5 protein-coding genes are annotated in these 7,796 nt (G+C 50.1%); 2 read left to right on the forward strand and 3 right to left on the reverse strand.

Annotated elements, in window-relative coordinates:
- Positions 1-574 precede the first annotated feature (574 nt).
- Complete coding sequence (locus QWJ10_RS22715) at positions 575-1,432, forward strand: GNAT family N-acetyltransferase (RefSeq protein WP_289929766.1); 858 nt, start codon at positions 575-577, stop codon at positions 1,430-1,432.
- 54 nt (positions 1,433-1,486) lie between these two features.
- Here the strand turns inward: QWJ10_RS22715 and QWJ10_RS22720 are convergent, their stop codons facing one another.
- Both QWJ10_RS22720 and QWJ10_RS22725 read right to left on the reverse strand, forming a co-directional pair.
- Positions 1,487-2,593 carry a pectinesterase family protein gene (locus QWJ10_RS22720; protein WP_289929768.1) on the reverse strand — a complete coding sequence of 369 codons (1,107 nt, stop codon included), beginning with the start codon at positions 2,591-2,593 and terminating at the stop codon, positions 1,487-1,489.
- Positions 2,594-2,608: 15 nt separating this feature from the next.
- Positions 2,609-4,237: a GDSL-type esterase/lipase family protein gene (locus QWJ10_RS22725; protein ID WP_289929771.1), complete on the reverse strand. Its 1,629-nt coding sequence runs from the start codon at positions 4,235-4,237 to the stop codon at positions 2,609-2,611.
- 655 nt (positions 4,238-4,892) lie between these two features.
- On the opposite strand from QWJ10_RS22725, the gene QWJ10_RS22730 reads away from it, so the two are divergent.
- Complete coding sequence (locus tag QWJ10_RS22730; protein WP_289929773.1) at positions 4,893-6,719, forward strand: glycoside hydrolase family 28 protein; 1,827 nt, start codon at positions 4,893-4,895, stop codon at positions 6,717-6,719.
- Between the two features lie 290 nt (positions 6,720-7,009).
- Here QWJ10_RS22730 and QWJ10_RS22735 read toward each other — a convergent pair whose 3' ends face one another.
- Positions 7,010-7,558, reverse strand: a complete 549-nt coding sequence (locus tag QWJ10_RS22735) for an adenine phosphoribosyltransferase (protein ID WP_010798695.1) — start codon at positions 7,556-7,558, stop codon at positions 7,010-7,012.
- Positions 7,559-7,796 lie beyond the last annotated feature (238 nt).

Below are 7,796 nucleotides of genomic sequence, written 5' to 3' on the forward strand. Positions count from 1 at the left end.
CGTGAATGGTCGCGTGACTTCCCGCCGTTCCGAGGGTCAGCTACATGCGCTCGCCGTTACGAGCAGAGAACGGCTGCAGGCTTGGCCTTAAATCAAGATCTTTACTGATCCAGCTAACTTATCAGCTTCAACTACACGCTCATTGCTGGCCCAAATTTACAGGGTGCAGCAATCTCCAGATTACATTGACCTACAAAAGCGTCAATTGCTGGCACAGGTTTATCTGGAACCTCGCCAAAGTGATAAAAAATATAAAGCAAGTCGCATAGAACGGAATACTTAATTAGGCTGCGAACCTTTAAAGGCATTCCCTATTAATTAATGGTTTGCCTGATTAGTCCATAATTGCTCTGGCGAGACCACTGCTTTTCTGAAGCGCGAACATTGACACGGCCATTTAATTTTGACGGGATCTTTCAATACCCTTTTGAACGAACCACATCGGTTATCCAGATATATCTGGAGATGAGCCTCTATCTCACCCTATTTAGCATTTCGTCATTGGATAGGCATCGGCTGTAGACTGGTCCAGTGACAATGTCTATGACTGACCGAGCCGGAGAACTTTAAGCCCATGTCGATTGCTGAGGTTCCGATTCGATTTCGCCCAATGGTAACGGAAGACCTGATACATGCCCATGAATTGTCACGTGCCGTAGGTTGGCCCCATCGCCTGCAGGACTGGCAGTGGATACATCAGGTCAGCCAGGGAATAGTGGCAGAAGACGCACATGGCATATTGGGTACAGCGCTCTGCTGCCTTCAAGGCGATTACATCAGCCTCGGCCCGGTCATCGTTGATATGCGGCGACAAGGCCAAGGACTGGGCCGTAAATTGGTCGATCAGGTATTGAACCATACAAGCCCACGCACTCCTCTCCTAGTTGCAACACCACAAGGAGCGCCCCTTTATGCCAGCCAGGGCTTTATTACCTACGAACATATTCATCAACACCAAACCGCGAGCGCACCAGCCCTCCCTCATCATGAGCTACCAGTCGGGCATACGCTGCACGAGATAACATCACAACATTTTCCTCAACTCATTGAATTAGCTTCCAGCGCAACCGGAATGAGCCGTGACCTAGTGCTTGCGGCTTTATTAAAGATCAGTCAGTACGTAATAGGTATTGAGCGGGATAGGCAGCAGGTCGGCTTTGCATTATTACGCCCGTTTGGGCGCGGTCTGGCTATTGGGCCGGTGGTGGCAGAATCCGCAGAGCAGGCGAAAGTGTTGATTGTTGCCCTACTGTCTCGAGTAGCCGGACAGTTCGTTCGGCTGGACGTCACACACAGCAGTGGATTAAGCAACTGGTTGACCGATATCGGGATTCCTCAAACGGATAAAGTTGCACAAATGGTCAAGGGTAGTCCCCCCATACCATTGGGCAATGCACTACAAATGGCACTGGCCAATCAAGCCTTGTGCTAACTCCGTTAGCGTCCTGCCTGATCGCATCAGGGGTGATCAGGTAGATTAGCGCTATCAGTCCTTGAACCTTTCAGGTTTCCAATCCGGGAAGATAAGGTCCAAGGTAAACGTCCTCAACTGCTCAGTTGTAAGCTGTCGTCGCTGTGGGTCCCATAATGCAGCCCCTGGACCATAGTTGCGCCCCTCGAAGAAGCGAGAGTCCTGCGGATAGAACCAGATGGTGTTGCCATCCTTGTCCTTGCCCGACATCTTGTCCCAGCCGTAGATGTGATCATCCATATAAGACTTGATAAAGACTGACTGACCGATTGCATTCGGGTCAGCGTAACGGCCATCCTCAAAGGTCGTAGTAGGATGCCAGGGACGTCCCAATGCGAAACTGCGAGCAGGCACCCCCATCTCTTTCACAATACGACTTTGCAGGAAGATCAGCCCGTAGGGAGACTTGATATCGGTACTGGGCGCGGTGAGATAGCCATAAGGCGGTGCTATATCGGTACGGCGTCGAGCAACGATGTCGCAGTGATCGAACACACTGATCCCTGATCCGAAAATGAAATCAACATGCCCTGTGATCTTGCTTTGAGTGAAATAGCTGCGGCTACCGGTTTTGCTATAAAACGTATCCTGATATCCCTCCAGTCTCACATTGTGAAAACGCGCGCGATCACTGTTACTGTCCAGCAGCAGCGCCACCGCCTGGGTATCCTTTACCTTGGTAGGATCAGTAGCCAGCTTGGCCGCATTGGCCGGAAAGTCGAAACTGTTTCGAATGGTCAGATTGCGCGCTGTAAAATCAGGCGCGTTCACACTCACGGTGCTGCTGCCTGACGTACCATATTTCTGTCCCTTCTCATCGAGCATGCCCGCGTACACACTGGCACTGATGATGGTCTTGTCCCGCTGCTCGCCTATCAAGGTGATATTAGGGCGAGTGATGCTCAAGCGCTCCTCATAGGTTCCTTTTTTCAGGAAAATGATATAGGGCGACTGGTCTGATGGGGCCGCCTTGATGGCCGCATTAATGGATGTGAATGTGTTGGGTTGCGCCGTTGGTGACACCACCGCCTGGTACTGCACTGCCAATGCTGTCTGGCTGATACATAAAAGGCTGACAGTGCCCAAGAGCATGGTGCTGCGTAATAGGGAAGGCATGGACATTGTTGTTATTCCTTCTTATTTGAGTTTTGCAGCCAGCTCAACCAGTGCCGGTTGCTGCGCGATGCCTTCGGCTACTATACCGGCAACCGCCTCGGCACCCTTCTGCTGGAAGTGGGTACGATCAGGATTATCCAACGTTCCGGAAGTCTGGGTTTTGTAATAGGGATAGCGTGGATCGTTGGGATCAACCGCAAGCCAATAGGACTTCCAGTCATTTCGGTGCTGATTGACGAAGTCGATAGTCTTCCGCTCGAGGTCAATGAATGGAATTCGATTGTCCGCAGCCGTTTTGCGAATGGTGGCCGCGTAATCACCTACATAGGCATAGCCGTTTTCTCTGTTCTGCTTGGTCCAGTGGGAACTGCCAACCGGCGTAGTATCACCATTTTCGAAAGCAGGTTTACGCTCTGCAGTCATCACCCGTGTGGTAGGCGTCATAATGATGGGTCTGGCTCCTTGCCGACGCGCCAATGCAATGTAGCGCTCCAAGGAATTCTGGAATGACAGCTGCGGTTGGCCTTCAGGATATTGCTTGTTGCCATTACTGTCATTGGGATAGGTACACAGGTTTTTCACATCTGCCGCACCACGCACGGGTTTGGCGCTATTACAGTTTTGGTCGTTGTGCCCATGGGCGATGAATACATAGTCACCTGCCTTCATGAAGCGCGCCATCTGTTGATACCAACCCTCGTTATAGAAATCGCGACTCGATCGCCCTGCGCGCGCTCCGTTGAGTACGGCAACACCGCTATCGTCCCGAAAGCGTTCCTGGAAGACCTGCCCCCATCCCATCCTGGGTAGTCGACTTTCCTCGTAGGAAGCCGCAGTGGAGTCACTCACAATCAGGATGCGAACCTTGGCATTCTTTATAGCCTCCAACTCACGCTTGGCACGTAAATAATCAAAAGGCTCATAACCACTGGTGTCATGTGTCGTACTGACATCGCTAAAACCTACAATAGGGCGAAAACGGATATCAGTCAGGATGGTCCCACTCGCCTCACCACTGTCGTTGTGATAACCCCGGTTGTGGTTGATCACCTGCAACACAGCCGCTGCCCCTTTTCCGTCGTCACGCAAGGGTGTGGTAATAGGGTTGTACCGATCTACATGGCTAACGCCTGCTTGAGTCAGTGCTTGCGAAAGGCCTGCCCTCATCGCATTAAGCGGAGCAGTTAGAAACTCCTCGCGCATTTGCCCCGCATTACCACTTTCCACCCACTGTTGAGGACCGATGTACCCAAGTTTCTGGGCGATTTCGGAAACAATCCGATCTGTAAGTGGTGTGATATTGACCGTTGTATTTCCATTATGTGGGAGCGCTGTCACTACCGAGGCCATACAACGCGTTCGAGGTTTATCGTTGTAGCGGCAATTTTGCGTAATGTGTCCGTCGCGCGATGTAAGATCGGTAGCGGATACCAGTAACGGCGGCGTCAGTGTTGAGGCTTCCAGGCGCCAATGCCCCTTGCGGTCCGTCAGAGCAGTCTTTTGCTTTCCCCACTTATCAATCACTGTGACTTTAGCATTGGTCAAAGGCGCATCGGCCATGACCACTCCATTCAAGAACGTTGCTCCCTGAGCGAATCCTGCACCAGCAAGCAGCAGACACCCCATCAGAGCAGAGCCTTTTATACGCATGCGAATACTCCTCAGTAACTCGACAGCATCCAGAGCTATACAAGCGAACCGTTGTAAATTCAGTACCGTTAAATGCTCCGAGAGCACGCGCCTATGAGCTGAAGGCGTCAACCTGCTTGACGGAAGAAAAAACAGCCATGTGCCGGGTGACCAAGCAGTAATGCATTGCTGAAACTAGAGAGCGGATAAGAAGAATCATGCTAGTCCTTTGTTGTTGTTAAGACTTGTTTACTAGCTGGTCTGTTTGTCCACCAGCCAAGTATCAACACTGCCAGCTATGCAGGGGTCTAACTCATTAACTAGATTAACTATAAAAGAAGGCCTGAAGATTTACTTTCATCAAACAGCCTTCACCTGTACGTCGTCATACAACAAGATCAGTATTTTTTGGCAACGCCGTTTTGTCAAGGGAGTCCACCTATTCCTTTTGAGAATAACCATCGAAGTCGAGGGTTATAGTGGCGCTTTAGCCTCAAATAGCCTTATAGCAGCTAAAGGTTATAAAATTGGCTGTCTGTACTTAGCTGCTCAGGAAGCCGCTCGTTCACAAGCCGAAGGAATAGCCTCTTAGCTGTTGTCATACCACACAAATAAATTATGATGGGCTCAAGGTGGCGCTCTAAACCCTCTCGTTCATAACAATAAGGATAAATCTATGAGCATCGAACCCCCTGCAGGCTTGTCACGCTCAGTGAAAAAACAGATTCTGACTATAACAGCGTTAACCTTGGGGTTAACCGTTACCGCGTTACCCTGCTTCGCACTTGATGCGCCGGTTAACGTACAGGTTCCTACATTAGCCTACGATGAGAGCCAGATTGTTCTGGTGTGGGAAAAGCCTGCAAATCCACAGGATATCCGTGACTATAACGTCTACCTGAACGGCAAATTTCTTGGCAGTGCCACTGCCAATAACAATCGCGTCTCACCTGCCAAGCCTTACATTAATCGTTTTTATGAAGAAGACACAGACGGCTTCCACCACCGTATTACCATCCACAGCTTCACGGCAACGGGTCTGAAGGCAGACACTGAATACCGTTTCACGGTGCGTGCTGTAGATGCTTATGGCAATGAATCCGCTGACAGCAAAGCAGTAGTCCAGCGTACCAGCCGTCTACCCAAAGTATTCAATGTCGTTCGATACGGCGCTAAAGGAGATGGCAAGACTGTTAACACACATGCCATCCAAGCCGCTATTGATGCTTGCACACCTGGATGCAAGGTGCTCATTCCTGCCGGGACGTTCAAGACTGGTGCACTTTACCTGAAGAGCAACATGACGCTCGAAATTGGACGTGGCGCAACGCTTCTCGGCTCAGAGCGCGGGGAAGACTATCCAGCGAAGGGATATATTCAGTACCCCTACTCCACCACCATCCGTCCCGCCTCCCTTATCAACGCGCTACCCCGAGACCCCTACACGGAAGAGCATTTCGAAAACATCCGTATCGTAGGTAAAGGGATTATCAACGGCAATGGCTGGAGGCGTCTGGAAGACGACCCTGATGAGCTGGGACGAGCCTTGCCGGTTTACGTCGCAAGCAATAACACACGCTATATGCAAGACGGCATTCTTGCCAAGGACCAAGTCCAGAGAGCAGTGGCGTCGGGTATGAACGTCAAGGATGCGTACGGCCAAATGCGGTCATCCCTAATCACGCTGCGCAACGTCCGTAACGTATTCTATGGTGACTTTACTGTACTCAATCCAGCCTACCACGGCATCATGAACTTAGAGACGGAAAATGTGGTGATGGCCAACACCACACACAAGACATACGATGCCAATAACGGTGATGGTATTGAATTTGCCAACAGCCGAGGTGCCATGGTTTTCAATAACTTTTTCGAGACGGGTGATGACTGCGTCAACTTCGCAGCAGGGACTGGGGCTGATGCCATTAAACAGAAGCCACAGGAAAATGTCTGGGTCTTCAATAACTACTTTCGTCACGGCCACGGCATGATCGTTGCTGGCAGCCACACCGGGGCATGGATACAGAATATCCTGGCCGAGGATAATGTCTCAGACGGGACCGATGTCGGGCTGCGCATGAAAAGTACCAACTTCATGGGCGGCGGCGTCAGAAATGTCATCTTTCGCGACTCCGCCATTCGTAATAGCGCCAAGCAAGGCTTTATATTCACCTTGGACTATAACGATCCTAACGCCATCCTGGACTACAAGCGCTCGGATATCTCCGGCAAATTTCAGGATATTAAGGTCAGCAACGTTACCGTGGAGAATCCTGTCTCTGCAGCCTTGGAGATCAAGGGCGACAGCGCGCATGATGCTTTCCATGAACGCTTCGAATTTGCCAAGGTGAGTTTCAAAGGAACAGCACCTGCCACTATCAATGGTCTTCGAAACTCGAGTTTTAGAGATATTACCTTTGAAGAAACCACAAAAAATCCCTGGTCGATTACGAACAGTGCAGACCTAAGCTTTACGCACGTGGTACCACAACCGCTTCAATAATGAACACTCCGGCGTTCTCGTGAGCGCTGGAGCCACAATTTGCCGTTGGATAATGGTAACCATATTTGGCAGCATGCATCATTTGGTTGATTAGATTGATCGTTGCCAAACTGCTCAAAGAAAACGATGTAAGAGAAGATACTGCCCTACCGTATTCGATACCTTAACGCACCAGTGTTTTTCTATTTGATTCAAGCAATAAAGGCAGGGCTGGAAAGCCTGCGTTTAGTGTATTGCCTGCTCTCTGCAAAAATACATTCCATAAAAAAGCCCGCTAAAGCGGGCTCTTTTTAGCGCTCAGAAAGAGCAAATTCAGTGAGGCTAAACGTCGGAATGCCTGCTTCCTGTAAACGCTTAGAGCCTTGCAATTCCGGCAAATCTACAATAGCAGCTGCTTCAAACACATTAGCCCCCATGCGACGAATCAGGTTTGCCGCAGCAACAAGAGTCCCACCTGTTGCAATAAGGTCATCTACCAGCAGTACAGTGTCTCCTTGCGACAAGCTGTCTTTATGAACCTCAATGACGGAATCACCGTATTCAGTTGTATAGGTCTCGGTAAGCAACTCGGCAGGAAGCTTTCCTTTTTTACGGAAAAGAATTAATGGCTTATTCAGTGCGTAAGCCAATATGGGGCCAATCAAGAAGCCCCTGGCATCCAACGCTCCCACATGCGTGAACTCAGCCTCAACATAGCGCTGAATCAAACTGTCCACAGTCATTCTTAAGGCACGTGGCGATTGAAACAACGGGGTAATATCCCGAAAAATCACACCCGGCTTAGGAAAATCAGGTACAGCACGGATATAAGATTTCAGGTTAGAGGCATCACAGCTCATAACAACACTCAGGTACAAAATTGGCGAAAAGACAGTATAACTGGACTAGGCTGGTTTGCCGAATAGAGATGCGTCGCTAGATAAACTGTTCCATCCGCAAACCTATTTTATCCGCACAAAGCAAAACCCCCGGGCGGTTAGGCCTGGGGGTTTTGGGTATAGGTGCTTGACGATGACCTACTCTCACATGGGGAAACCCCACACTACCATCGGCGATGCATCGTTTCACTTCTGAGTT

This window comes from Pseudomonas sp. WAC2, assembly GCF_030403525.1.
Lineage (GTDB): Bacteria > Pseudomonadota > Gammaproteobacteria > Pseudomonadales > Pseudomonadaceae > Chryseomonas > Chryseomonas luteola.